The sequence below is a fragment of the Mesorhizobium sp. CA13 genome, from assembly GCF_020165235.1.
Lineage (GTDB): Bacteria > Pseudomonadota > Alphaproteobacteria > Rhizobiales > Rhizobiaceae > Mesorhizobium.
The window spans coordinates 799,179-822,970 of the sequence record NZ_JAIUHS010000001.1 but is presented as its reverse complement, the minus strand read 5'-3'; the positions used below and the strand labels follow the sequence as shown (position 1 = coordinate 822,970).

At 63.6% G+C, this 23,792-nt stretch carries 26 protein-coding genes; 14 read left to right on the top strand and 12 right to left on the bottom strand.

Annotated elements, in window-relative coordinates; all coding sequences use genetic code 11:
• Window positions 1-59: 59 nt before the first annotated feature.
• Complete coding sequence (locus tag LB566_RS04195) at window positions 60-506, bottom strand: hypothetical protein (RefSeq protein ID WP_263498017.1); 447 nt, start codon at window positions 504-506, stop codon at window positions 60-62.
• 168 nt (window positions 507-674) lie between these two features.
• Between LB566_RS04195 and LB566_RS04190 the strand changes: the two genes are divergently transcribed.
• The 3 genes from LB566_RS04190 (at window position 675) to LB566_RS04180 (ending at window position 3,839) form a co-directional block, all read left to right on the top strand.
• A complete protein-coding gene (locus LB566_RS04190; protein WP_224623342.1) occupies window positions 675-1,649 on the top strand; it encodes an L-threonylcarbamoyladenylate synthase in 975 nt (324 codons plus the stop codon).
• A 10-nt stretch (window positions 1,650-1,659) separates the two neighbouring features.
• Complete coding sequence (locus tag LB566_RS04185) at window positions 1,660-3,090, top strand: FAD-binding oxidoreductase (protein WP_224623341.1); 1,431 nt, start codon at window positions 1,660-1,662, stop codon at window positions 3,088-3,090.
• A 182-nt stretch (window positions 3,091-3,272) separates the two neighbouring features.
• Window positions 3,273-3,839: a DUF6101 family protein gene (locus LB566_RS04180; RefSeq protein ID WP_140551072.1), complete on the top strand. Its 567-nt coding sequence runs from the start codon at window positions 3,273-3,275 to the stop codon at window positions 3,837-3,839.
• 166 nt (window positions 3,840-4,005) lie between these two features.
• On the opposite strand, the gene ubiA is transcribed toward LB566_RS04180, so the two are convergent.
• Both ubiA and LB566_RS04170 read right to left on the bottom strand, forming a co-directional pair.
• Complete coding sequence (gene ubiA / locus LB566_RS04175) at window positions 4,006-4,989, bottom strand: 4-hydroxybenzoate octaprenyltransferase (protein WP_224623632.1); 984 nt, start codon at window positions 4,987-4,989, stop codon at window positions 4,006-4,008.
• A gap of 68 nt (window positions 4,990-5,057) precedes the next feature.
• Window positions 5,058-5,969: a LysR family transcriptional regulator gene (locus LB566_RS04170; protein WP_224623339.1), complete on the bottom strand. Its 912-nt coding sequence runs from the start codon at window positions 5,967-5,969 to the stop codon at window positions 5,058-5,060.
• Window positions 5,970-6,060: 91 nt separating this feature from the next.
• On the opposite strand from LB566_RS04170, the gene LB566_RS04165 reads away from it, so the two are divergent.
• Window positions 6,061-6,882 (top strand): phytanoyl-CoA dioxygenase family protein, encoded by an 822-nt coding sequence (locus tag LB566_RS04165; RefSeq protein ID WP_140551069.1) that lies wholly within the window; start codon window positions 6,061-6,063, stop codon window positions 6,880-6,882.
• 30 nt (window positions 6,883-6,912) lie between these two features.
• Here the strand turns inward: LB566_RS04165 and LB566_RS04160 are convergent, their stop codons facing one another.
• Window positions 6,913-7,662, bottom strand: coding sequence for a hypothetical protein (locus tag LB566_RS04160; RefSeq protein WP_224623337.1), 750 nt, complete (start codon window positions 7,660-7,662; stop codon window positions 6,913-6,915).
• Window positions 7,663-7,950: 288 nt separating this feature from the next.
• Between LB566_RS04160 and purD the strand changes: the two genes are divergently transcribed.
• Window positions 7,951-9,234, top strand: coding sequence for a phosphoribosylamine--glycine ligase (gene purD, locus LB566_RS04155; RefSeq protein WP_224623335.1), 1,284 nt, complete (start codon window positions 7,951-7,953; stop codon window positions 9,232-9,234).
• Between the two features lie 24 nt (window positions 9,235-9,258).
• Here the strand turns inward: purD and LB566_RS04150 are convergent, their stop codons facing one another.
• From LB566_RS04150 to LB566_RS04135, 4 genes are all read right to left on the bottom strand, one after another.
• Complete coding sequence (locus LB566_RS04150; RefSeq protein ID WP_224623631.1) at window positions 9,259-10,374, bottom strand: glycoside hydrolase family 25 protein; 1,116 nt, start codon at window positions 10,372-10,374, stop codon at window positions 9,259-9,261.
• 128 nt (window positions 10,375-10,502) lie between these two features.
• Window positions 10,503-10,994 carry a GNAT family N-acetyltransferase gene (locus LB566_RS04145; protein WP_224623333.1) on the bottom strand — a complete coding sequence of 164 codons (492 nt, stop codon included), beginning with the start codon at window positions 10,992-10,994 and terminating at the stop codon, window positions 10,503-10,505.
• Window positions 10,995-11,002: 8 nt separating this feature from the next.
• Entirely contained in the window at window positions 11,003-11,278 is a 276-nt protein-coding gene (locus tag LB566_RS04140; RefSeq protein WP_263498015.1) for a DUF1778 domain-containing protein, read from the bottom strand.
• A gap of 70 nt (window positions 11,279-11,348) precedes the next feature.
• A complete protein-coding gene (locus LB566_RS04135) occupies window positions 11,349-11,585 on the bottom strand; it encodes a hypothetical protein (protein ID WP_224623331.1) in 237 nt (78 codons plus the stop codon).
• Between the two features lie 217 nt (window positions 11,586-11,802).
• On the opposite strand from LB566_RS04135, the gene LB566_RS04130 reads away from it, so the two are divergent.
• Window positions 11,803-13,572 (top strand): acyl-CoA dehydrogenase, encoded by a 1,770-nt coding sequence (locus tag LB566_RS04130; RefSeq protein ID WP_224623329.1) that lies wholly within the window; start codon window positions 11,803-11,805, stop codon window positions 13,570-13,572.
• Between the two features lie 19 nt (window positions 13,573-13,591).
• A complete protein-coding gene (locus LB566_RS04125; protein ID WP_224623328.1) occupies window positions 13,592-14,344 on the top strand; it encodes a crotonase/enoyl-CoA hydratase family protein in 753 nt (250 codons plus the stop codon).
• Between the two features lie 7 nt (window positions 14,345-14,351).
• Here the strand turns inward: LB566_RS04125 and pdxH are convergent, their stop codons facing one another.
• Window positions 14,352-14,969: a pyridoxamine 5'-phosphate oxidase gene (gene pdxH, locus LB566_RS04120; protein WP_224623327.1), complete on the bottom strand. Its 618-nt coding sequence runs from the start codon at window positions 14,967-14,969 to the stop codon at window positions 14,352-14,354.
• 40 nt (window positions 14,970-15,009) lie between these two features.
• Between pdxH and LB566_RS04115 the strand changes: the two genes are divergently transcribed.
• The 4 genes from LB566_RS04115 (at window position 15,010) to LB566_RS04100 (ending at window position 18,076) form a co-directional block, all read left to right on the top strand.
• A complete protein-coding gene (locus LB566_RS04115; protein WP_224623325.1) occupies window positions 15,010-15,471 on the top strand; it encodes an RT0821/Lpp0805 family surface protein in 462 nt (153 codons plus the stop codon).
• A 99-nt stretch (window positions 15,472-15,570) separates the two neighbouring features.
• Entirely contained in the window at window positions 15,571-16,512 is a 942-nt protein-coding gene (locus tag LB566_RS04110) for a DnaJ C-terminal domain-containing protein (protein WP_224623323.1), read from the top strand.
• Window positions 16,513-16,617: 105 nt separating this feature from the next.
• Window positions 16,618-17,436 carry an enoyl-ACP reductase FabI gene (fabI, locus tag LB566_RS04105; RefSeq protein WP_140551059.1) on the top strand — a complete coding sequence of 273 codons (819 nt, stop codon included), beginning with the start codon at window positions 16,618-16,620 and terminating at the stop codon, window positions 17,434-17,436.
• A 52-nt stretch (window positions 17,437-17,488) separates the two neighbouring features.
• On the top strand, window positions 17,489-18,076 hold the full coding sequence (locus tag LB566_RS04100; protein WP_140498047.1) for a histidine phosphatase family protein: 588 nt from the start codon (window positions 17,489-17,491) through the stop codon (window positions 18,074-18,076).
• A gap of 97 nt (window positions 18,077-18,173) precedes the next feature.
• On the opposite strand, the gene LB566_RS04095 is transcribed toward LB566_RS04100, so the two are convergent.
• A complete protein-coding gene (locus LB566_RS04095) occupies window positions 18,174-18,434 on the bottom strand; it encodes a DUF1344 domain-containing protein (protein WP_140551058.1) in 261 nt (86 codons plus the stop codon).
• A gap of 182 nt (window positions 18,435-18,616) precedes the next feature.
• Here LB566_RS04095 and aroC point away from each other — a divergent pair, with 182 nt between their 5' ends.
• Both aroC and ribB read left to right on the top strand, forming a co-directional pair.
• Complete coding sequence (gene aroC / locus LB566_RS04090) at window positions 18,617-19,738, top strand: chorismate synthase (RefSeq protein ID WP_224623321.1); 1,122 nt, start codon at window positions 18,617-18,619, stop codon at window positions 19,736-19,738.
• A 99-nt stretch (window positions 19,739-19,837) separates the two neighbouring features.
• Entirely contained in the window at window positions 19,838-20,938 is a 1,101-nt protein-coding gene (ribB, locus tag LB566_RS04085; protein ID WP_224623319.1) for a 3,4-dihydroxy-2-butanone-4-phosphate synthase, read from the top strand.
• 51 nt (window positions 20,939-20,989) lie between these two features.
• Here ribB and LB566_RS04080 read toward each other — a convergent pair whose 3' ends face one another.
• The gene (locus LB566_RS04080) at window positions 20,990-22,213 is read right to left on the bottom strand and encodes an MFS transporter (protein WP_224623317.1); all 1,224 of its coding nucleotides are present in this window, start codon (window positions 22,211-22,213) and stop codon (window positions 20,990-20,992) included.
• 120 nt (window positions 22,214-22,333) lie between these two features.
• Here LB566_RS04080 and LB566_RS04075 point away from each other — a divergent pair, with 120 nt between their 5' ends.
• A complete protein-coding gene (locus LB566_RS04075; RefSeq protein ID WP_140551055.1) occupies window positions 22,334-22,939 on the top strand; it encodes a TetR/AcrR family transcriptional regulator in 606 nt (201 codons plus the stop codon).
• A gap of 85 nt (window positions 22,940-23,024) precedes the next feature.
• Here LB566_RS04075 and bluB read toward each other — a convergent pair whose 3' ends face one another.
• Window positions 23,025-23,777 (bottom strand): 5,6-dimethylbenzimidazole synthase, encoded by a 753-nt coding sequence (gene bluB / locus LB566_RS04070; protein WP_224623315.1) that lies wholly within the window; start codon window positions 23,775-23,777, stop codon window positions 23,025-23,027.
• Window positions 23,778-23,792: the final 15 nt, after the last annotated feature.

Below are 23,792 nucleotides of genomic sequence, written 5' to 3'. Positions count from 1 at the left end.
CGGCAAAAGCGGCCTGTCCGGCAATGGTGCCGGACGCCGGACCGACGTCAAGACAGTCGCTACTTGAGCTTGCCGACCCCAGGGACGGGCTGCTGCGCTGCCGCCGCGGGCGCGGCTGCCGGTGATGTCGCCGGGGTCTTCTGCCCATTCGCCGCCGGTGCCGCCGAAGTGGTGGCGGTTGCAGGAGCAGTGGCCGGCGCCTTGGCCTGCGTGGGCGTCGAGAAGGCGCTGCCGACGATACCGCCGCGAATGATCATCGGGTTTTGCAGGAAGCCGTGCCGCGCCTCGGGCGCGTTCGGGATCGCCGCCACCTTTTCATAGGTGACGTCAGGGTCACCGAGCGCCACAACCGATCGCATATCGCCCGCCTCGGCGGCGTCGGTAGTCTGCAGCACGATGATGGATGGCGTCGAGGCCGGCGCACCGGGAAAGACGAGTGACGAGGCCTGGGCGCCGCCGCCGGCCATCGCCGCCAGAGTGATAGCAACCGTTCCCCAGATACGCATAGACACGATGAAAGCTCCCCATTGCCCGGAAGCCGCACGATAGCGGGCCGGAATTGATGCCGGCTTTCGCGGAACCGTAGCATTTTAGGGATTGGTAAATCGCCAAGGGACGGGCTTGCCCCTTGGACGCCATCGTACTACGCAGCCGGCATCCGTGAGGTGACCAGAGTGGCTGAAATTCTTGCCGTCGACGAGGCGATGGAACGGGCATTGGCGCTGCTTGAAAGCGGCGACGTGGTCGCCATTCCGACCGAGACCGTCTATGGGCTCGCCGGCGACGCCACCAACGGCATCGGGGTGGCTCGCATTTTCGAGGCCAAGGGACGGCCGCGGTTCAACCCGCTGATCGCCCATGTCGCCGACATGGCGATGGCCGAGCGCGTTGCTTTGTTCGATCCGCTGTCGAGGAAATTGGCGCTTGCGTTCTGGCCAGGTCCTTTGACGCTGGTGCTGCCGCAGCGGCCCGGCAACGACATTCATCCGCTGGTCACGGCCGGGCTCGACACGATCGCCTTGCGCATGCCGAGGGGCTTCGGCGGCGACCTGATTGCAAGGCTCGGCCGGCCGCTCGCGGCTCCCAGCGCCAATTCCTCCGGCAGGATCAGCGCGACGACGGCGCAGGCCGTGGCGGCTGATCTCGGCGCCCGCATAAAGTTGGTTGTCGATGGCGGCGCGACGCCGGTCGGGCTGGAATCGACCATCGTCAAGGCCGAAGGGGGAAAATTGCGTCTGCTGAGGCCCGGCGGCATTGCCGCCCAGGAAATCGAGGCGGTCGTCGGCATGGAGCTGTTGCGCGGCGCCGACGCCGGTGTCGAGGCGCCGGGCATGCTTGCCTCGCACTATGCGCCTGACGCCGCAGTGCGGCTCAACGCCGGGACCGTCGGCGAAGGCGAGGCGCTGCTGGCCTTCGGCAAACGCCGCGCTGAAGGCTGGCAAAAGGCGGCCGCCTGCCTCAATCTGTCCGAGGCCGGTGACCTGCGCGAAGCGGCGAGCAATCTTTTCGCTCACATGCAGGAACTGGATCGCAGCGGCGCGCGGACCATCGCCGTCGAACCCGTTCCCTTCGACGGGCTCGGCGAAGCGATCAACGATCGGCTTTCGCGTGCGGCCGCGCCGCGTGACAATAGCTTGCCGCCAACATAGTTTCGTGCACATGACCGACATCGCCGAGATTCCCGACACCGCTCTCATCGACCGCTTCGCGGCGATCGTCGGCGAGAAATACGCGCTGCGCGACCAGCGCGATATCGTGCCCTACATCACGGAACGGCGCGGGCTGTGGCATGGCGCGACGTCGCTTGTGCTGCGGCCGGGTAGCGTCGACGAGGTCAGCCGGATCATGCGGCTGGCGACCGAGACGGCAACGCCAATCGTGCCGCAAAGCGGCAATACCGGGCTGGTCGGTGCCCAGGTGCCGGACAGGTCCGGCCGCGAGATCGTGCTGTCGCTGTCGCGGCTGAACCGCATCCGCGAGATCGATGTCCTGTCCAACACCGTGACGGCGGAGGCCGGCGTCATCTTGCAGACGCTGCAGGAAGCGGCCGATGCCGCCGACCGGCTGTTTCCGCTGTCGCTGGCCGCGCAAGGCTCCTGCCAGATCGGCGGCAATCTTTCCTCCAACGCGGGCGGCACCGGCGTGCTGGCCTATGGCAATGCGCGCGAGCTTTGCCTCGGCGTCGAGGTGGTGTTGCCGACGGGCGAGGTGTTCGACGATCTGCGCAAGCTGAAGAAGGACAACACCGGCTACGACCTCAAGAACCTGTTCGTCGGCGCCGAAGGCACGCTCGGCATCATCACGGCCGCGGTGCTGAAGCTCTTCCCGAAGCCGAAAGGCCGCGAGGTTGCGTTCGTCGGCCTGCCGTCGGCCGAGGCGGCGCTGTCGCTGTTCAGCCTGGCGACGGACCGCGCCGGCGCCGCGCTCACCGCCTTCGAGCTGATCGGCAAGTGGCCTTACGATTTCACGCTGGCGCATGCCCAGGGCGTGGTGCGGCCGCTGGCGCAGGATTGGCCGTGGTATGTGCTGATGCAGATCTCGTCCGGCCGTTCGCCGGAGGATGCCAGGGCCCTGATCGAGGACGTGCTCGGGGCCGGGCTGGAACAGGAAATCGTCGGCGATGCGGTGATCGCGGCCAGCCTTGCGCAAGGCGATGCCTTCTGGAATTTCCGCGAGGTGCTGCCCGACGCGCAGAAGCCCGAGGGCGCCTCGATCAAGCATGACATTTCGGTGCCGGTGGCATCGATCCCGCGTTTCATCGAAGAGGCTGCCGGCGCGGTGGCTTCGGTCAGCCCCGGAGCGCGCGTGGTCTGCTTCGGCCATATGGGCGACGGCAATCTCCACTATAACATCTCGCGGCCCGTCGATGGTGACGACCAGGCGTTCCTCGATCTCTACCATCCCATGAACAAGGCCGTGCACGACGTCGTGCGCTCCTTCCACGGCTCGATCTCGGCCGAGCACGGTATCGGCCAGCTGAAGCGGGACGAATTGATCGCCACCGCCCCGCCGATGGCGATCGACCTGATGCGCAGGGTCAAGCAGGCTTTCGACCCGGCCGGCATCATGAACCCCGGTAAGGTTATCTGATCCTTTCGGAATCAAGCGCGCGGTCGCATTCCGATAACCATCCCCGTGATCAGCAAAATTTAACCGACTTTCTTAAGCGCGGCGGTAAGGAGGCCGCGCTACTGTTTCCCCATAACGAGGCCGGGAAAACTGGCCCGGAGAGAACCGGACACCGGCTCTCAGGAGAAACAGGAAGGCATTCAATGAACACTGGACTGAAGCCAGTCTGGGCGGGACGCAACATGCGCCTCGACCCATTCCGCCTGCCGCAGGTGGTAAGCTACGCCACACGCGACGACTATGGCGACGTTACCTTCACCATCGACCACCGTGGCGCCGTGATCCGCCGCCTGCTGGAGATGAGCGGCGTCCCGGCGATCATCGCTCTGCCCGCCAATGCGTTCCGCGGCGTTGCCGCCCGCGCGATGGAGGATCCGGAAGGCAATGTCACGGTGACCCTGGAACTCCTGCACAACGATCCCATGCTGTCGGTGCCGCTGCTGGTCGCTGACGACCTCGACGACGTCGCCGCCGACTGGCGCGCCTGGGCCGACGCCTATCGCTTGCCGATGCTGTTGATCGAATCGGACGGCGTTGCCCGCACCCTGGAGGAATCGCTCGGTGCAGCCATCAAGACGCTGCCGCCGCAGGATCGCCGCAAGGGCCGCGTTTCCAACATGCGCCGCCCACGCTTCCTCGCCCGCCGCAGGGCGGGTGACCTAGGTCTCAGGCTGGTGATCGGCGGCGAGGAGATCATTGCAAGGGAGTAGGTTGGGCTTTCCTTCTCCCCTTGTGGGAGAAGGTGGCCGAGCGAAGCTCGGTCGGATGAGGGGTGTTCCAGCTTGGCATCGACGGCGCTCCGACACGCACCCCTCAACCGTCTTGGCGCTGCGCGCCAATCCACCTTCTCCCACAAGGGGAGAAGGAAACAAGCCGCTACACCAGCGGCTTCAGCGCCACCCACAGCGCGCCGCCGATCAGGCCGAGGAAGATCAGCCAGCCAACCTGGTTGTTCGACCTGAACAGCCGCAGGCATTGATCCGGATTGTCGATATCCAGCACCAGGATCTGCCGCGCCATGTGGGCGCCGGCGGCGATCAGTCCGGCCAGAGCCACGACAGGGGCCTGCGCCGACGCGAAGGCGATGGCGAAGCAGACAAGCGCGCCGCCGTAAAGCCCGGCCAGCCACGATTTGGTGTTGTCGCCGAACAGGCGCGCGGTCGAGCGCACGCCCACGATCGCGTCGTCTTCCTTGTCCTGGTGCGCATAGATCGTGTCGTAGCCGATCACCCACAGGATCGAGCCGAGATAGAGCATGACGGCCGGCCCGTCCAGATCGCCGAACTCAACCGCCCATCCCATCAGCGCGCCCCAGGAAAAGGCAAGGCCGAGAACCAGTTGAGGCCAGTTGATGATCCGTTTCATGAATGGATAGATGGCGACGATGACCAGCGAACAGACGCCGAGCAGGACGGCGAAGCTGTTGAACTGCAAGAGCACGGCAAGTCCGACCAGTGCCTGCAGGATGACAAACAGCCACGCCGCGCGCCGCGTGACCTTGCCCGACGGAAGCGGCCGCGAGCGCGTGCGCTCGACCTGATTGTCGATGTCTTCGTCAGCCAGGTCGTTATAGGTGCAGCCGGCGCCGCGCATGGCGATTGCGCCGGCCAGGAACAGCACGAGATACAAGGGTGCCGGCAGCAGCGAAAGCAGCGGATCGCCCGGGCGCGGATAGGCACTGGCCGCGAGAGCCGCGGACCACCAGCACGGCCACAAAAGCAACTGCCAGCCGATCGGCCTGTCCCATCTAGCGAGCTGTGCATAGGGCCATATCGGCCGCGGCAGCACGCGGTAAACCCAATGGCCGTTCGGCGCGTCGGCGACGCGGCCCTGGGCTGCTTTCGACTGAACCGTTTCCATGACGATGGAGTGGCAGCCGCCGCGCAAACCGTCAAGCGGCGAGCAGGACAGTGGCATTCGTCGGCGCTTCAGGAGGCGAAGATGTCGCGGGTGGAGAACCAGCCCTTTGCCACGTCGATGAAAGCCAGCACGGCATTGGGCAGGCGCTGATGCGTGTCATGGGTGAGGATGATGCGTTGCATGGGCAACGGATCGGAAAGCGGCTTGCAGACGAGAGGCAAGCCGTCATAGCTGCGGTCCCCATGCGGCCTCGTGTAGCTGACGGCGACGCCGAAGCCGTTGGCCACCATGCTGCGCTGGAGTTCGAACGAGCTTGTCTGCCTATCGGCGACCGGCGACAGGCCACGGCTGCGAAACAGGTCCAGCATGTGCTGCCAACTATGCGGCTGGTCCGTCGTGATCAGCGGGTAGGCGGCCAGATCGGCCAGGCTGACATCGGGACGATCCGCCAGCGCGTGTCCGGCCGGCAAAAGCGCATGCGGCCTGAGTTCATGCAACAGGATGCGGGCGAAATGCGAAGGCAGGCCAAGATCATAGGTGAGCCCGAGGTCGACGGCGGCATCGCCGAGGCGCCGCCCGAGCGTCTCGAAGGTCTCGTCGCGCACGATCACCGCAACCTCCGGATGGCGTTCCGAGAAGGCGCGGATCAGGGCCGGCGCGAAATAGGGCGCCAGATCTTCGAAGCATCCGAGCACCAGTTCGCCGCCGAGCGCCGACTTGTGCGAGCCGAGACCGATGAGTTCGTCCGTCTCGGCGAGAACCTGTTTTGCCTTGGCCACCACGGCGCGGCCGAAGGAGGTTAGGGTAACGCCGCTTCCGCGCTGGCGCACGAAGAGTTTCTGGCCGAAATCCTGTTCGACCGCGTCGATCGCCACCGAAATGGACGGCTGTGAGACGTTCAGCGCCCCGGCCGCGCCGGTAACGCTGCCGTGGCGAGCGACGGCAACCAGATAGCGCAGCTGCGTTAGGGTCAGGCTCATAGAGTGATACTATGTGACAGATGAGAAGTTATTATTTTACTGAATGAAAGAGGCTTGCGATAGTGGCGTCGATCCCTGAAAGGAGAACGCCATGGCTTCCCAGACTGCGCTTCGCGCGATCGACACAGGTTTGATCGATGCGCAGACGATTGCGGATTATCAGCGCGACGGCGCTGTTTGCATCCGCGGCGCTTTCAAGGGCTGGGTCGAAACGATTGCCGCCGGCATCGAGCGCAACATGCAAGACCGCAGCGCCACCGCGTCGGATATCGCCAATGGCCGCGGCAGCTTCTTCGACGACTACTGCAACTGGGAACGCATTCCCGAATTCGTCAAGCTGGTGCGCGAATCGCCCGCGGCCGAACTCGCGGCCGCGGTGATGCGGTCGCGCACCGCGCAGTTCTTCCACGACCACGTCCTGGTCAAGGAACCGGGCACGCAGAAGCCGACGCCCTGGCATCAGGACATTCCCTATTATTTCGTCGACGGCCGGCAGACGGTCAGCTTCTGGATCCCTATCGACCCTGTAAAGGAAGCAACGCTGCGGCTGATTGCCGGCTCGCACAAATGGGACAAGATGATCCTGCCGGTGCGCTGGCTCGACGACAGCAATTTCTATGCCGACGAGGGCGACTATCTGCCGGTGCCGGATCCGGACAAGGACCCCTCGCTGGAGGTGCTCGAATGGGAAATGGAGCCGGGCGATGCCATCCTGTTCGATTTCAGGACCGCGCATGGCGCACGCGGCAACCTGACCGCGGCGCGGCGGCGGGCGCTCTCGCTGCGCTGGGTCGGCGACGATGCCCACTATGTCGAACGGCCGGGGCGCACCTCGCCGCCCTATCATGGCCATGGCATGCAACCGGGGCAGAAGCTTCGCGAGGACTGGTTCCCGATAGTCTTCCAGAGCTGAGTTGGAAAGGCCCGCAACCGTGGAAGCAACTTATCTGCCGAACGCAAATGCCATCCGGCGTGCAGGCGGCACAGGCGGTCGCGCTCTGAGATAGGAACGTGACAACACAACGGATGTCATGACGATTTGATATGCGCCAATGATTGCCCCTGCCACAGACAGGATTAGAGATGCGGCACTTGAATCCTTCGGATCGATGCCCAACAAAGAGGACAGCAACATCAATATCGCTACAAACAATACCGTGACCAAGCCGAACGAGATGAGCAGACGCGGGAACGCATATCCGAAAACCTTGGAGCCGCGTTGGCCTGCAACGGCAAGCGTTTGATCATCATCGGCAATGACCGCAGGCAACATCGTACCCCATTTTGCGAACGCGGCGATGCCGGAAAAGACCCAGACAACAAGAGCTGCCAGAAGGGCGAAGGACGGACGAACGCCGCCGATGACCATAGCTACCGCAATCGTCACGGGAGCTATCGCACCGAGCAGGCCGAGTAACAGGCAACGTTTTACAAAACTGAAGAATGCCTTGGGTCTTTCCTTTAGCCAATCGGATACCTGGTCGGGGTCAAGCTGCGTCAAAACGGCAATGTGAGCAGGAATAGCCAAGAAGGTCGACGTCACTACGCCGATGAAGATTGAAGCTCCGGAGTTGATGTGTATGAACCTCTCGAGCAGCGCCAGCCCACCAGCCAAGCAGATGTATCCGACAACCCATTTCCGGTTGCGGGTATAAACTTCGAGCGAAGCCATCCAAATATTGTCTTCGAGCACCACCAGTCTCCTACCAAGCCCGGACGTGCAAGGAGTATCGGAACCATGTTGCGGCTTTCCTAATTGCAGAGGGAAAACTTTCTCTTTGCGAAATCTATGGGCTGGACTCGCAGAAGATCTCTGCATGGATCAAAATTCTTTTCGAAGACCAATGCAAATATCGCAAAGGCGGCCGGGCTGGCTAACGTTCCCGTGCGCAATTCCGATCAAAGCGCCCGGATGCCTTGACCCGTCGTCCAGAGAGCAATAGCGGGTTCTCTGGAAGATTACAGGCATCAAGAGGTGGCCATGAACGTCCTTCTTCTCGGCTCCGGCGGCCGCGAACATGCGCTCGCCTGGAAGATCGCCGCGTCGCCGTTGCTCACCAAGCTCTATGCCGCGCCCGGCAATCCTGGCATCGGCCGCGAGGCGGAGCTGGTCAAGCTGGACATCGCCGATCATTCCGCTGTCGCCGCCTTCTGCAAGGACCGAGAGATCGGCCTCGTCGTGGTCGGGCCGGAAGGGCCGCTGGTGGCCGGCATATCAGACGATCTGCGTGGCTGGGGCATCCGCGTCTTTGGCCCGTCGCGCGCGGCGGCGCGGCTCGAAGGGTCGAAGGGCTTCACCAAGGATCTTTGCGCCAGATACGATATCCCCACCGCCGCCTATGGCCGTTTCGCGGACCTGGCATCGGCCAAGGCCTATGTCGAGAAGATGGGCACGCCGATCGTCATCAAGGCCGACGGCCTTGCCGCGGGCAAGGGCGTCACGGTCGCAATGACGATGGATGAGGCGCTGGCCGCGCTCGACGCCTGTTTCGACGGTTCTTTCGGCACCGCCGGTGCGGAAGTGGTGGTCGAGGAGTTTCTGACCGGCGAGGAGGCCAGCTTCTTCTGCCTGTGCGACGGCACTACAGCACTGCCCTTCGGCACCGCGCAGGATCACAAGCGCGTCGGCGATGGTGATGTCGGCCCCAACACCGGCGGCATGGGCGCCTATTCGCCGGCCCCGGTGATGACGCCGCAGATGGTGGAGCGCACCATGCGCGAGATCGTCGAACCGACCATGCGCGGCATGGCTGCAACAGGTGCACCGTTCGCCGGCATTCTCTTCGCCGGGCTGATGATAACGGACGAAGGGCCGAAGCTGATCGAATACAACACCCGCTTCGGCGACCCCGAATGCCAGGTGCTGATGATGCGGCTGAAGGACGACCTGCTGGTGCTGCTCAATGCTGCCGTCGATGGCCAGCTCGCGCACATGTCGGCGCGCTGGAGCGACGAGGCGGCACTGACTGTCGTCATGGCCGCGAGGGGCTATCCCGGCACGCCCGAAAAAGGTTCAGTCATTCGCGGGCTCGATGAGGCCGCCAGCGAGGGCGCCCAGATTTTCCATGCCGGCACCGCCATCAATGGCGGCGCGCTGGTCGCCAACGGCGGTCGCGTCTTGAACGTCACCGCGATCGGCGCGACTGTCGGCGAGGCGCAGAAGAAGGCCTATGCCGCGCTCGACCGTATCGACTGGCCGCAGGGCTTCTGCCGCCGCGACATTGGCTGGCAGGCCGTGGCGCGCGAAAAGGCAGGAGCAAGCTGAACGCAAACATCCGGTCGCGCACTTTCAGCGTTTGCCCCGGTCGAGTTCGGTCGAACCGGTGCTCATCGGATCCGTCGCCACCGCGAAGGCGGCGTCGAGTTGCGCGGGCGAGCGCTGCCCGGCGCGCTTCCAGGCGACATATTGAGCGATGCCGAAGATTGGCCGCCGCGGCACCGTCTTCACGACAGGCATGCGGAACCCGTCGCGGAATTTCGACCAGCGCGAACCAAGCACCGCGACCATTTCCTCGAAACTCGGCGGCGTCGCCACGTCGGCGTAGATAAGGGTGGTCTTGCCGGCCAAAGCGGCTTCGCGCGGGAGCGGCACCGGTACGCTGGCGAGATAATCCGCCGGCACGTCGATCAGTCCGCCGAACGGCCATTGCCGGCGCAGCGTGGCGGCATCGGTCGGCGCGACGTTGACGTCGATGTCGTTGGGCGTCCCGGCTACCCGATAGGGGCAACGGAAGCGGCCGCAATTGGCCTGCGCCGAAAACTGCCAGAGCGCATAGCCTTGCCAGTTGCCGATGGGAAAATGCACGTCGATGTCAGGCTTGTAGCGCGCATACCAGAGCGGCAGCCGCGACAGCAGCCCGTACTTGTAGCTGTTGTCGGCGATATACTGGGCGGTCTTGCCATTGGTGTAGAGCACCGGGAAGCGGCCGATGCGCCGATGCACCTGGCGCACGAACGCCTCGGCGTCGTCGAGCGACATCCATTGCGCGGGATCGATGCCTTCGATGTCGAGGGCCATGAGGTCGTCCGGCGCGGGATCGGCGAAATCGAGGAAATTATTGGCCTGCTCGACGGGATTGCCGGGGCGGGCGAGGTGATAGGCACCCCATTTCAGGCCGAGCGCCTTGGCCACGACCTTGCGCGTCTGGAACAGTTCGCGTGTCACCGCATGGCGCTTCCACAGCGCCTTGCAGAGTTTTACCTCAGTATCGTCTCCGGAGCAGGAATAGGGCGGCGACATGCCGTCGGAGGCTTTGTTGATGAAGCCGACGATGCGCTTGTCCGTGGCAAGCTGCGCCCAGTCGATGGAGTTGTATTCGTAGGCGTCGACGACAAGCGCCCGATCGGCACTTTTCCACGGCTCGGAGAAATCCGAGGCCCTTGCCGCCGGTGTCAGCGCCATCATCGCCGCGAGAGCGATCGCTGGGCGGCGAAGAAGATGCGCCGTTCTTTTCAAACAGGGAATCCCCGTTGATCGAAGGCCGATCCTGAACCGCCATGGTTAAGGATTTGCTTTCAAGGCAATGCGGTCCGTCAGTCGAACAGCTTCAACGCCGTCGCTACCGATAGGAACAGCGACAATGGCCGGTCTTGAAATGGCCTGAAACCATGTTTGCAATAAAAAGTCGCGGCCTTGTCGTCCTTTGCGTCGACGATCAGTACGAAGGAGGCAGGAGCAGCTTGAGCGCAGCGCCGAAGTGCATCCACGATCAGTATCGATCCTACTCTTTGTCCCTGATATCGGGTATCGACTGCCAACCTTCCGATCAATATGGCGGACAGGACCGGGTAACGCGGTAGGCGTCTTGTCAGGTCTTCCGGCAGAGAAGCGATGGGCACACTTGACGCTGCAAGAGTGTAGTATGCGGCAATGAGATCGACATCACGGTCTGCGGCGACAAAGCAGTTGCTAACTCGGCGTTTGACGCCCTGGCTTGCCAGCTCGTGTAGATATTGGTCGAGTGCCAGCACGCCACAGCTGAATGCTTTACGATCATACGATCCGCCCAGCGGCTCGATGATCAAGCCTAGACTCACCGGGATTCGACGACAAGTCGCTTGTAGGCGTCGGCGGCTTTGCGCAGCGCTTCATTAGGTTCGGGCGGATTGAGAATGGCCTCTGCCAGAGCGAGCTGATCCTCGATGGACAGGCGGATGATAGCGGTCTCCGCAATGGTGTGTTGTGCAGCTTCCTGCGCTGCGGATACCACGAAGTCGCTGACGCTGCGGCCCTGGATTTCGGCGGCACGTTTCACCACACTCAGCATATCCGGGGATATCCGAGCTTCGAGACGGGAGGTACGGGTCAGTTGGTTTGTCCTTGCGATCGCCTCTAGCACAGTATGTACGGGATTTACCCGTACATATCGAGTGCGACGGTCAGCGCCGGCCGAATGGCTGAATTTCAAACGGATCCGGCGCCGGGCCCTGTTGCAACGTGCCTTCGGCCGCGCGTTTGCGATGATGGGCGAGCGAGCATTTCGGCGAGCACAATATGCCGCGATCCGACCAATAGGCGGCGCCGTTTGCCGGGTCGCCATGATAGTACGAGAACCCCGCCGCCCGGTAGGGCAGGCCGCATTCGATGCAACGGTAGGCGTCAGGTCTGGCGAGCATGAGTTGGTTTCCAGTTGGCTGGGTTCTGGTCTGTCGCCGGTCGATTTTGATCCGGCATCCATCGAATTTAATACGAGCCCGCGCGATTGCAAAATCAGCGTGACAAAATTTGACGTTTACGTAAAAAGAAGATGGGAGATCGCCCAAAGGCGAATACGGTTTGGGGCAAGCAGGTCCTAGGATCAGCCGGGCCGATGCATCAGGAGGAGCGAGCGGCATGTATCGGGCACCCGTCGAGGACATCGCGTTCACCCTCAAGCATGTGGCCGGCCTGAAGGCCGCCCTCGATGGCGGCACGTTCGGCGATCTCGGCGAGGATATCGTCGACGCCGTTCTTGGCGAAGCTGGCCGCTTCGCCTCCGAGGAGGTCGCGCCGCTCTACAAGATCGGTGACGAGCACGGCGCTGTGCTGAAGGATGCGGCGGTGACCATGCCGCCGGGCTGGAAGGAACTTTATCGCCGTTGGATCGAGGGCGGCTGGAACGCGCTCTCCGGCCCGGAAGACTATGGCGGCCAGGCGCTGCCGACCATGCTTGGCGTCGCCGCGCTCGAAATGTGGAACTCCGCTGCCATGGCCTTCGGCATCGGCCCGACGCTGACCATGGGCGCGGTCGAGGCGCTCGACAAGCATGCCTCCGAAGACCTCAAGACCAAATATCTCGCGAAGCTCGTCTCCGGCGAGTGGATGGGCACGATGAACCTGACCGAGCCGCAGGCCGGCTCCGATCTCGCCGCCTTGCGCGCGCGCGCCGAACCGGCCGGCGACGGCACCTACCGCATCTTCGGCCAGAAGATATTCATCACTTATGGCGAGCATGATCTCACCGACAACATCGTCCATCTGGTACTGGCGCGGCTGCCTGATGCGCCTGCGGGCACGCGCGGCATCTCGCTCTTCCTGGTGCCGAAATTCCTGGTCGGCGCCGACGGCTCGCCTGGCGCGCGCAACGACGTCTTCTGTTCGGGCCTCGAGCACAAGCTCGGCATCCATGCCTCGCCGACCTGCACCATGATCTATGGCGACGGTTTTCAGGGCGCCAGGCCCGGCGCCGTCGGCTGGCTGATCGGCGAGGAGAACAAGGGGCTGGCCTGCATGTTCACCATGATGAACAATGCCCGCCTCGCCGTCGGCATGCAGGGCGTGGCCGTCGCGGAAGCCGCGACCCAGAAGGCGATTGCCTATGCCAACGAGCGCCGCCAGGGCAAGGCGTCGGGCTATGGCGGCGCCGGCATGGCGCCGATCGTCCACCACCCCGACGTGCAGCGCAATCTCCTGACCATGAAGGCGCTGACGCAGATCGCGCGGGCGATCAGTTATTCCTGCGCCCATGCCATCGACCTGGCGCGGGTCTCGGATGGTGACCAGGCGGCCCATTGGCGCGACCGGGCCAACTTGCTGACGCCGCTTGCCAAGGCCTTTTCGACCGATATCGGCGTCGAGGTCGCCTCGCTCGGCGTCCAGGTCCATGGCGGCATGGGTTTCATCGAGGAGACGGGGGCCGCGGCACTCTACCGCGACGCCCGCATCGCGCCGATCTACGAGGGCACCAACGGCATCCAGGCGATCGATCTGGTGACCCGAAAACTGCCGCTCGGCGGCGGCGAGCATGTGCACGGCTACATTGCCGAGCTTGGCGCTGTCGCCAATGCCGTGCGGACATCGAATCTCGAAGGGCTTGGCCGCACGGCCGATGCTCTCGACAGCGGGCTCGACGATCTGACGCAAGCGACGCGTTTCCTGCAAAAACTGTCGGCCGCTGGCCGGACGGACGAGGCGCTTGCCGGCGCGACACCCTATCTCAGGCTGATCTCGCTTGCAGCCGGCGGCGCCTACCTGGCGCGGGGCGCCCTTGCCGATCCGGGCCGCGTCGCGCTTTGCCGCTTCTTCGCCGAGAACCTACTCGGCGAGACAAGTGCCTTGAAGGGGCACGTTGTCGACGGCGCCGCAAGCCTCGCCGCTGCCGGCAAGACATTGATTTCCGCTTGACGTTCACAAGGAAAGAACCGTGACAGACCATATCCTCGTCGAGCGCCAGGGCGCCATCCAGATCATCCGCCTGAATCGCCCGGACAAGAAGAACGCGCTGACGCACGCCATGTACGCCAGGATGTCGCAAACCTTGGCCGAAGGGGATGCGGATCCGGCAGTCCGCGTTCATGTCTTTCTCGGCGTGCCCGGCGCCTTCTCCTCCGGCAACGACCTCGCCGACTTCATGGTCGTTGCTACCGGCGGAGAAGGCGGCACGGAAGTCTGGGATTTCCTGATGGCGCTGGCCAGGGTCGAAAAACCCATCGTCTCCGGCGTCGACGGCATCGCGGTCGGCATCGGCACCACGCTCAATTTGCACTGCGACCTGACTTTCGCCACGCCGCGCACCGTGTTCAGGACACCTTTCGTCGACCTTGGCCTTGTGCCCGAAGCAGGATCGAGCCTCTTGGCGCCGCGCATCCTGGGCCAGCAGGGCGCGTTCGCGCTGCTCGGGCTTGGCGAAGGCTTCTCGGCCGAACGCGCCAAGGCCGCCGGCCTGATCTACGAAGTGGTCGAGGAAGGAGCGCTGGAGGCGTCGGTTCTGGCGGCCGCCGGCCAGATCGCGGCCAAGCCGCCGCAGGCGCTCAGGATCGCGCGCGACCTGATGCGCGGGCCGCGCGAGCACCTCGTCGCTCGCATCGGCGAGGAAAGCGAGCATTTTCGCGAGCGGCTGAAATCGGATGAGGCACGCGCCGCGCTGACGGCATTCATGACCAGAAAGAAGAGCTGAGTCCTCTTCAGGGATAAAGCCGCGTCTTGTCCCAACCGCCTCCGGCATTGCGCGAAAATACCACCCGGTCATGCAGCCGGAACGGCCTGTCGTGCCAAAACTCGATCGTCTTCGGCACGATCCGGAAACCCGACCAGTGTTTTGGGCGCGGAATCTCGCCGATGGCGTAGCGGGCAGTATATTCGGCCACCGCCTTTTCCAGCGCGAACCGGCTTTCCAGCGGCTGCGACTGTTTCGAGGCCCAGGCGCCGATGCGGCTGCCGCGCGGCCGTGTTGCATAATAGGCGTCGGCTTCGGCATCGCTGACGATCTCCACCGGCCCGCGCACGCGCACCTGGCGGCGCAGCGATTTCCAGTGGAAGCACATCGCCGCCTTCATGCTGCCCAGGATCTCCCGGCCCTTGGCGCTTTCGAAATTCGTGTAGAACACAAACCCGCCTTCATCGAACCCCTTGAGCAGCACCATCCGCACATCCGGCATACCCTCGGCATCCACCGTTGCCAACGCCACGCCGTTGGGGTCGTTCATTTCGCTTTTGGTGGCGTCGTCCAGCCATGCTGCAAAAAGGCGAAACGGCTCGGCGGCCTCGGTAAAGTCACCGCTTGTTAACTCAGTGTCACTCATAGTTTTTCTCAAATTTTCACCAAACAGGGGAGGTTGCCGATTGTCGCGTATCGCGCAAGCTTTTGACAGCAGGCAAGGCAGCCTATTTGCTTCAGCCAGCGCCAAAGCCGCGATCGTGATGATTGCCTTGCCGCTTGCCGCATGCGGCGCGGGCGGCTTCAGCCTTCAAAAGGCCGAGGTCGATCGCTCGATCCTGACCGGCAGCATTTCGGCGCCGGCCGCGCCGGCCGATTCGGACCGCGATTCCGACCAGACGACGATCGGCAACGCGGTGTCCTCCGCCGACATCGAGCAACTCCGCGGTCAAGCCGTGCCGTGGGCCAATGCCGGTACGGGTTCGCGCGGCTCCATCACCGAACTGGCGGAATTGAAGGACGGGGGCCAGACCTGCCGCCGCTTCAAGGCTTCGCGCGAAAGCTTTGACGGCGTTGCCATGTTCGCGGGCGAACTTTGCCTGGCCAGCGGCGGCGGCTGGCGCATGCAGGACTTCAGGACGCTTTGATCTTCCACCTTTGAAATAACGTCCAGCACTGGAATTTCTTCCTATGCGAGCGCATATAAGAGGCGACTATGGACTCACTCTTTCTCCAGGGCAGGAAGCATGCGCGACCCCTATGAGGTGCTGGGCGTTGCAAAGAACGCATCGGCCAAGGACATAAAATCGGCATACCGCAAACTCGCCAAGAAGCATCATCCGGATCAGAATCCGAATGATCCCAAGGCGAAGGACCGTTTTGCCGCGGCCAATCAGGCCTATGAGATCGTCGGCGACGAGAAGACCCGTGCCGCTTTCGATCGCGGCGAGATTGACGCCGACGGCAAGCCGCGTTTCCAGGGCTTCGAGGGCGCCCCCGGTGGTGGTGACCCCTTCGCCGGTTTTCGCCGCCAGCAGCAGGGAGCCGGCGGTTCGCGATTCGAGTTCCGCTCCGGACGCCCGGGCGGCGATCCGTTCGACGGCAACAGCGATATCTTCAGCCAGATTTTTGGCGACGTCTTCTCCGGCTCGCGCGGCGCCGGCGGGGCCGGAATGGGTGACCGCCGCCAGCCGGCAACCGCCGCCGACCTCAACGTCACGCTCGACATCACCATCGAGGAAGCGGCGAACGCTGAAAAGGTCACGGCGATGTTCCCCGACGGCCGCAAGGTGGCGGTCAAGCTGCCGGCCTATGTAGAGGACGGGCAGACCATCCGGCTGAAGGGTCAGGGCGAGCAGGGGCCGGGCCAGCCCGGCGACGCCTTGGTCAAGATCCGCTTCCGCCGGCATCCTCGCTACCGCCTGGACGGCCGCGACCTGCATGCTGATCTGCCGGTGGAGCTGGCCGACGCGGTGCTTGGCGCCAAGGTGGCCGTCGAAACGCCGACCGGCAAGCTCGCGGTCAACGTTCCCGCCTGGTCGAGCTCGGACAAGGTCCTGCGCCTGAAGGGCAGGGGCCTGCCGGAAAAGGCCGGCGGCCACGGTGATCTCTACGCCCATGTGCGCATCATGCTGCCGGAAGGCGGCGACAGCGCGCTCGAAGGGCTGTTGCGCAGCCAAAAAGGCTGATTGGCGGCTCTTGTCCCCGAACTGTCCCGTTTGAGCGCTTGAAGGGGCTCTGTGCCTGTGCGATAGGGCTCTCCACAAATAAGAAATCTTGCGGAGAGCACGCATATGGCGGGTGGACAGGGCCTGATGGCCGGCAAACGCGGCCTGATTCTCGGCGTCGCCAACAACAGGTCGATCGCCTACGGCATCGCCAAGGCATGCGTCGACCATGGCGCCGAGATCGCACTGACCTATCAGGGTGAAGCGTTCAAGAAGCGGGTCGAGCCTCTGGCTCAGGAACTCGGCGCCTTTGTCGCCGGCCATTGCGATGTGACCGATCCGGCGAGCCTCGACGAGGTTTTCGCAAATGTCGCCAATCATTGGGGAAAGCTCGACTTTCTCGTCCACGCCATCGCTTTTTCCGACAAGGACGAACTGACCGGCCGCTATGTCGAGACGACGCGCGATAATTTCCTGCGCACGATGGACATTTCGGTCTATTCCTTCACCACCATCGCCAAGCGCGCCGAGGCGCTGATGACCGATGGCGGTTCGCTTTTGACGCTGACCTATTACGGCGCCGAAAAGGTGATGCCGCATTACAACGTCATGGGCGTCGCCAAGGCTGCACTCGAGGCCAGCGTGCGTTACCTCGCCGTCGATCTCGGGGCCAGGAAGATCCGCGTCAACGCGATCTCGGCGGGCCCGATCAAGACGCTGGCCGCTTCCGGCATCGGTGACTTCCGCTACATCCTGAAATGGAACGAATACAATTCGCCGCTGAAGCAGACGGTTACCCAGGAAGAGGTCGGCGATTCCGGCGTCTATTTCCTGTCCGACCTGTCGCGCGGCGTCACCGGCGAAGTGCATCATGTCGATTCCGGCTATCACGTCGTCGGCATGAAGGCGGTCGACGCACCCGATATTTCGACGGTCAAGGATTAACTCCCTCCGCCTATCCTCCGCCCAGGCCCTGGCCCGACCTCCGGAAGACCCGATGTACCCGCTGGTTTATATCGTGCGCCACGGCCAGACCGCGTGGAATGCCGAATTCCGGCTTCAGGGGCAGGCCGATACCGACATCAACGCGCTCGGCCGCGAGCAGGCGAGCGCAAACGGGCATCGGCTGGCTGACCTGATCTCCAATCCCGCGGAGTTCGATTTCGTCGCCAGCCCGATGCGGCGCACGCGCGAGACCATGGAGCGCATTCGCGCCGCCATGAAGCTCGACCCCGCTGCCTATGGGACCGATCCCCGCCTTGTTGAAGTGAATTTCGGCGACTGGCAGGGTTTCACCTTTGCCGAGCTCGAGACGCAATTTCCGGGTGCGAGCAGGACGCGTGCGCTGGACAAATGGAACTTTCAGCCGCCGGGCAAAGATGCCGAGAGCTACCAGATGCTGCTCGAACGGGTAAAGCCGTGGTTCGACGCGCTCGAGCGCCAGACAGTCTGCGTGACGCATGGCGGCGTCATGCGCACCTTGTTTCGCTTCGTGCTTGACATGGCCGAGGACGATGCGGCGAAGCTGGCGATACCGCAGGACCGCGTGCTCAAGCTGGAAGGCGACAGCCTGGGGTGGCTTTAGCCCCCGGCACGATCCAGGAAGGCTCATGCCGGTTGCAGGTGCATAAATCGGCTGTAACGGCTCAACAAACGCCGAACAGCCGATTTGCATTGGAAGCCTAGTTGGAGTCGCTGTCCGGCAACTGCATATCGGTGACGACGTTTTCACCATTGGTCACGTCATAGGCGATGACGATGTCCATGCCGGGCTTCAGCGCGTCGAGATCGGTTTCCGCGTTCAGCTTGTAGGATTTGCCGTCGTCCAGCGTCAGGGTCAGCGCGTCCTTGTCGATCTTCTTGATCAGGCCTTCGGTCTGCCCGGCGAAAGCGGCGGTGCAAAGCAGGAATGTGGCGGCAACAGCGCCAATCAGGGTACGCATCATCGTCCTCTTTGGTATTGCGCCGGCATGGGTAGCGGCGGATCCTCAACGGCGAATGGAGCAGAGCAGAAACCAATCGAATGTGTCAAAACTAAATCCGAAGATCACGGTTTGACCCCTGTGGAAAACGCCAATAGAAGGCAGGCTTCAGTCGGCTCCGATGCCGGGCAAGGCACTTTGCGATGTCTCACAACACGTTCGGCCATCTTTTCCGCGTCACCACCTGGGGCGAAAGCCATGGGGCCGCATTGGGCTGCGTGGTCGACGGCTGCCCACCCGGCATCCGCTTCACGCGTGACGAAATCCAGGCCGAACTCGACAAGCGCCGGCCCGGCCAGTCGCGCTTCGTCACGCAGCGCCGTGAACCTGACGAAGTGAAGGTGCTGTCGGGCTTTATCCTTGACGATGACGGCGAGACGATGATCACGACAGGTACGCCAATCTCCATGCTGATCGAAAATGTCGACCAGCGCTCGAAGGACTATGGCGAGATCGCCCGCCAGTACCGGCCGGGCCATGCGGACTACACCTATGACGTCAAATACGGCGTGCGCGACTATCGCGGCGGCGGCCGATCCTCGGCGCGCGAGACAGCGGCTCGGGTCGCGGCCGGAGCCCTGGCCCGCAAGGTCGTGCCGGGCATGGTCGTGCGCGGGGCGCTGGTATCGATGGGCGAGAAGTCGATCGACCGCGCCAACTGGAACTGGAATTTCATCGGCGACGCGGACAATCCGTTCTTCACGCCCGATCCGGCGTCCGTTCCGGTCTTTACCCGATATCTCGACGGCATCCGCAAGGCGGGTTCCTCCGTCGGCGCCGTGATCGAGATCGTCGCCGACGGCGTTCCGGCCGGCCTCGGCGCGCCGATCTACGCAAAGCTCGACCAGGATATCGCGTCAGGCCTGATGTCGATCAACGCCGTCAAGGGCGTCGAGATCGGCAACGGCTTCGAGGCCGCCCGTATCACCGGCGAACAGAATGCCGACGAGATGCGCATCGGCAATGACGGCCAGCCGGTATTTCTGTCCAACAATGCCGGCGGCATCCTTGGCGGCATCTCGACCGGCCAGGCGATCATCGCCCGCTTCGCCGTCAAGCCGACGTCTTCAATCTTGACGCCCCGGAAGTCGATCGACAAGGACGGCAACGACGTCGAAGTGATGACCAAGGGCCGCCATGATCCGTGTGTGGGCATTCGCGCCGTACCGATCGGCGAGGCGATGGTTGCCTGCGCCATCGCCGACCATTATCTGCGGCACCGAGGACAGACAGGTAAGGAAGGCAGTAGGGCAGTAGGGCAGTAGGGCAGTATGTTAAGCTGCCCGCGAGACCAGCAATTTTTCCTTCCCCCTACTGCCTTACTGCCCTATTCCCCTACTCCCTTGCGAGCGAAGCGAGCGTTCATGTCTTACGACCAGAAGAAGATCGTCGAAGCAATCCGGGCCTTCGAGCGTGGCGAGATCGTCGTCGTCATGGATGATGACGGGCGCGAGAACGAGGGCGACCTGATCGTCGCCGCCGTCCATTGCACACCGGAAAAGATGGCCTTCATCGTGCGTAACACTTCGGGCATCGTCTGCACGCCGATGCCGCGCGAGGAGGCCAAGCGCCTCAACCTTGCGCCGATGGTCGCCGACAATGATTCAGCGCACACCACAGCCTTCACCGTCAGCGTCGATTTCAAGCATGGCACCACGACAGGCATTTCCGCCGATGACCGCACGCTGACCGTGCGCAATCTCGCCAATGGCAATGTCGGCGCCTCCGATTTCGTCCGTCCCGGCCACATATTTCCGCTCATCGCGCGCGAAGGCGGCGTGCTGATGCGCTCGGGCCATACCGAGGCGGCCGTCGATCTGTGCAAGCTCGCCGGCCTGCCGCCGGTCGGCGTGATCTCGGAGCTGGTCAATGACGACGGCACCGTCAAGCGCGGCCCGCAGGTCGCGGCTTTTGCCGAGGAACATGGCCTCAAGCAGGTTTCTGTCGCCGACCTCATTGCTTACCGGCAACGCAAGGAAACGCTGGTCGAACGCGTGGCATGCTCCGAGATCGACACGCTCGGCGGCAAGGCGCAGGTCTTCACCTATACGCTGCCCTGGGATTCCATGCACCATGTCGCCGTCGTCTTCGGCGACATCCGCGATGGGGAAGAGGTGCCTGTGCGTCTCCACTCCGAGGACGTGGTGACCGACGTGTTCGGGACCAGCCACCGGCTGGACGGCATCATGAAGGCGATGGGCGAGCGTAAGCGCGGCGTCATCGTCTATCTGCGCGAGGGCTCGGTCGGCGTCGCCCACCAGGAGCGCAACCGGCCGGCGAGCGGCGACCGCGAGGATCACGAAGAGGCGCGCCGCCGCGAGAATGAATGGCGCGAGATCGGGCTCGGCGCGCAGATCCTGAAGGATCTAGGCATTTCCTCGATCAAGCTGATCGCCTCGCGCGAGCGCCACTATGTCGGCCTTGAAGGTTTTGGCATCCACATCGCCAAGACCGAGATTCTCTGAAGTTCGACTGCGGCAGTAGCGTCCGATCCGCTGAACCGGACGCGTCATGGATCATTCCGCGGCAACGACGGCCGCTTCACACCCATCCAGCTCGCATTTGTGAGTGGCAAGGCTGCGTTGGCCGAGCAGCACCGTGACCAGGGCGATGCCGCCCGCGACCACCGAGACCCAGAACCCGTTCTGGGCGCCGAACGCATCCACCACGGCGCCGGCGGCGAAAGAGCCCAGCGCCATGCCGATGCCGATTCCCGTTGTCACCCAGGTAATGCCCTCGGTCAGCATCGCTTCCGGCACATGCCGTTCGATCAGGCCGAATGCCGTGATGAAAGTCGGCGAGATCGCCACGCCGCTGATGAAGACGGTCACCGCCAGCAGCGGCACGCTGTCGGCGGTGAGCGGCAAAAGCGTGCTGACCGCGATGATGGCGACCGCCACTGCCAGCTGGCGCTGTAGCGGCGTCTTCAGGTTGAGCGCGCCGACCAGGATGCCCAGCACGAACGACCCCAGCGCATAGACGCCGATCACCAGGCTTGCGGCACCGGCTTGGCCGAACTCCTTGGTGATCGCCACGGTGCTCACTTCCGTCGTCGCGAAGGTCGCGCCGATGAAGATCAGGGCGAAGGTTATGATCTGTACCGGCCGCAGGCGGATTGCCGAGCCCGCCGAACCATGGCCCACCGGCCGGACTTTCGGCTCGGTCGATCGCTGCAGGATGAAAGCTATCGAGCCCAAGGCGAGGAACAAAGTGCTCGCCAGCATGCCCGCTTCCGGAAATAGCGCCGCACTGAGGCCCACCGACAGCGACGCACCGGCGATATAGACCAGCTCGTCGGCCGCCGATTCGAAGGCGAAGGCGGTGTTCATCTCCGGCCGGCCGCGAAAAAGCTCGGTCCAGCGCGCGCGCACCATTGCCGGCATGCTGGGCATGGCCGCGGCCAGCAGCGCCGACACGAACAATGTCCATACCGGCCAATCCTGGTTGGCCGACGCAATCAGCAGCAGGAATGCCAGCACGGAGATGATGGTGGTGGGCACGACGATCCGTGTCTGGCCGAGGCGGTCGACCAGCCTGGAGATCTGCGGCGCCAGGAAAGCGTTGGCCAGCGCGAATGTCGCCGAGACGGCGCCCGCCAGCCAGTATTCGCCACGCGTCTGCGACAGCATCGCGACGATGCCGATCGGCGCCATGGCGATCGGCAGGCGCGCCATGAAGCCTGCAGCGGCAAAGCCCTTGGCGCCAGGGGCTCGAAAAATCTCGGAATAGGGGTTCTGCATGGTCCGTTCCTCGACAAAAGGCGATTCGGAAATTACATACGATGCGTATGAACACTAAATAGATCATACGTTGCGTATGTCAATTGGCATACGGAACGTATGTGGGTAAGGCCAGAAGAGATGCACAAGCCCCGCAAGGAAATGATCGCCGAAACGCGCGCCAAATTGATTGCCGCGGCCCGGCATGCGTTCGGAACGATCGGCTATGCCGAAGCGTCGATGGACGATTTCACCGCATCGGCGGGACTGACGCGCGGTGCGCTCTACCATCATTTCGGCGACAAGAAGGGGCTCTTGCAGGCGGTCATCGCCGAGATCGACGCCGAGATGGCGGCACGGGTGAATGAGGTTGCAGCGAAAGCACCGACCCGCTGGCAAAGCTTCGTCGACGAATGCACGAGCTACATCGAAATGGCGCTGGAGCCGGAAATCCAGCGCATCATGTTCCGGGACGGTCCGGCCGTGCTGGGGGACCCCGCGCAATGGCCGAACGCCAATGCCTGCGTCGCGTCGATGACCGATCACCTGACGACGCTGCAGGGCGACGGGGTGGTCGTCTCGGGCGTCGACCCCGAGACCGCGGCACGGCTGATCAACGGGGCGAGCAGTCAGGCGGCGCAGCGGATCGCCAATTCGAACGACCCGGAAGCGACATCAAAGACCGTGGTGGCGGCATTCAAGCAACTGCTCGAAGGATTGTTGAGGAAGGGTGCCACAGCCGCCTGAAGGCGGATAGCCGAGGTGCTTCCAGGTTCAGATGCTCAGGACAAGGCGCAGGCCGCCGGCAGCGCTGAGCATGCCGTAGCGGCAATCAAATCAAGGGTTTGACAGATTTTTCGCATGTTGCCGCCTTGAGGCGGGCGATCGTTGACTTGAGCGGCACTTCGCCCTGTCCGCAAAACGTCTCGCTCATGATCAGCTCGGGCAGCGGCAACCGTCGACCCCAGCCATGTGTTTCGAGGTCCGGTTTCGGCGCGAACTCGGAGACGCGGCCGATACAGAGATAGGCCACCGGCGTCACATGCTCGGGAATCGACAGAAGGTCTTTCAACGCCCGCGCCTCGATAATGCTGACCCAGCCGACCCCGACGCCTTCGGCGCGCGCCGCCAGCCAGAAATTCTGCACCGCGCAGACCGTGCTGTAGAGATCCATCTCGGGATTGTGCCAGCGTCCCAGCGGCGAACCCTGTGAGCGTCGGCGGTCGCAGGTGATGCAGATATTGAGCGCGCTTTCGCAGATGCCTTCCAGCTTGAGCTTGCGGTAGAGCGCCCGCCGCTCTTCCTCGATGGCGGGCAATTCCTGCTCGCGCGCCGCCAGGAACAGGTCGCGCACCTGTTCCCGTCGTTCGGTGCCACGAATGACGATGAAATTCCATGGCTGCATGAAGCCGACCGATGGCGCGTGATGGGCGGCAAGCAGCAGCCGCGCCAGCACCTCGTCGTCGACGGCCTCTGATGTAAAATGGCTGCGGACATCGCGCCGCGTGAACATTGCGCGGTAGACCGCATCGCGCGCCATCTGGTCGAATCCGTCACCCACGGGGATGGTCATATCGTCCGGCATCGCTTGTCCCCTTGC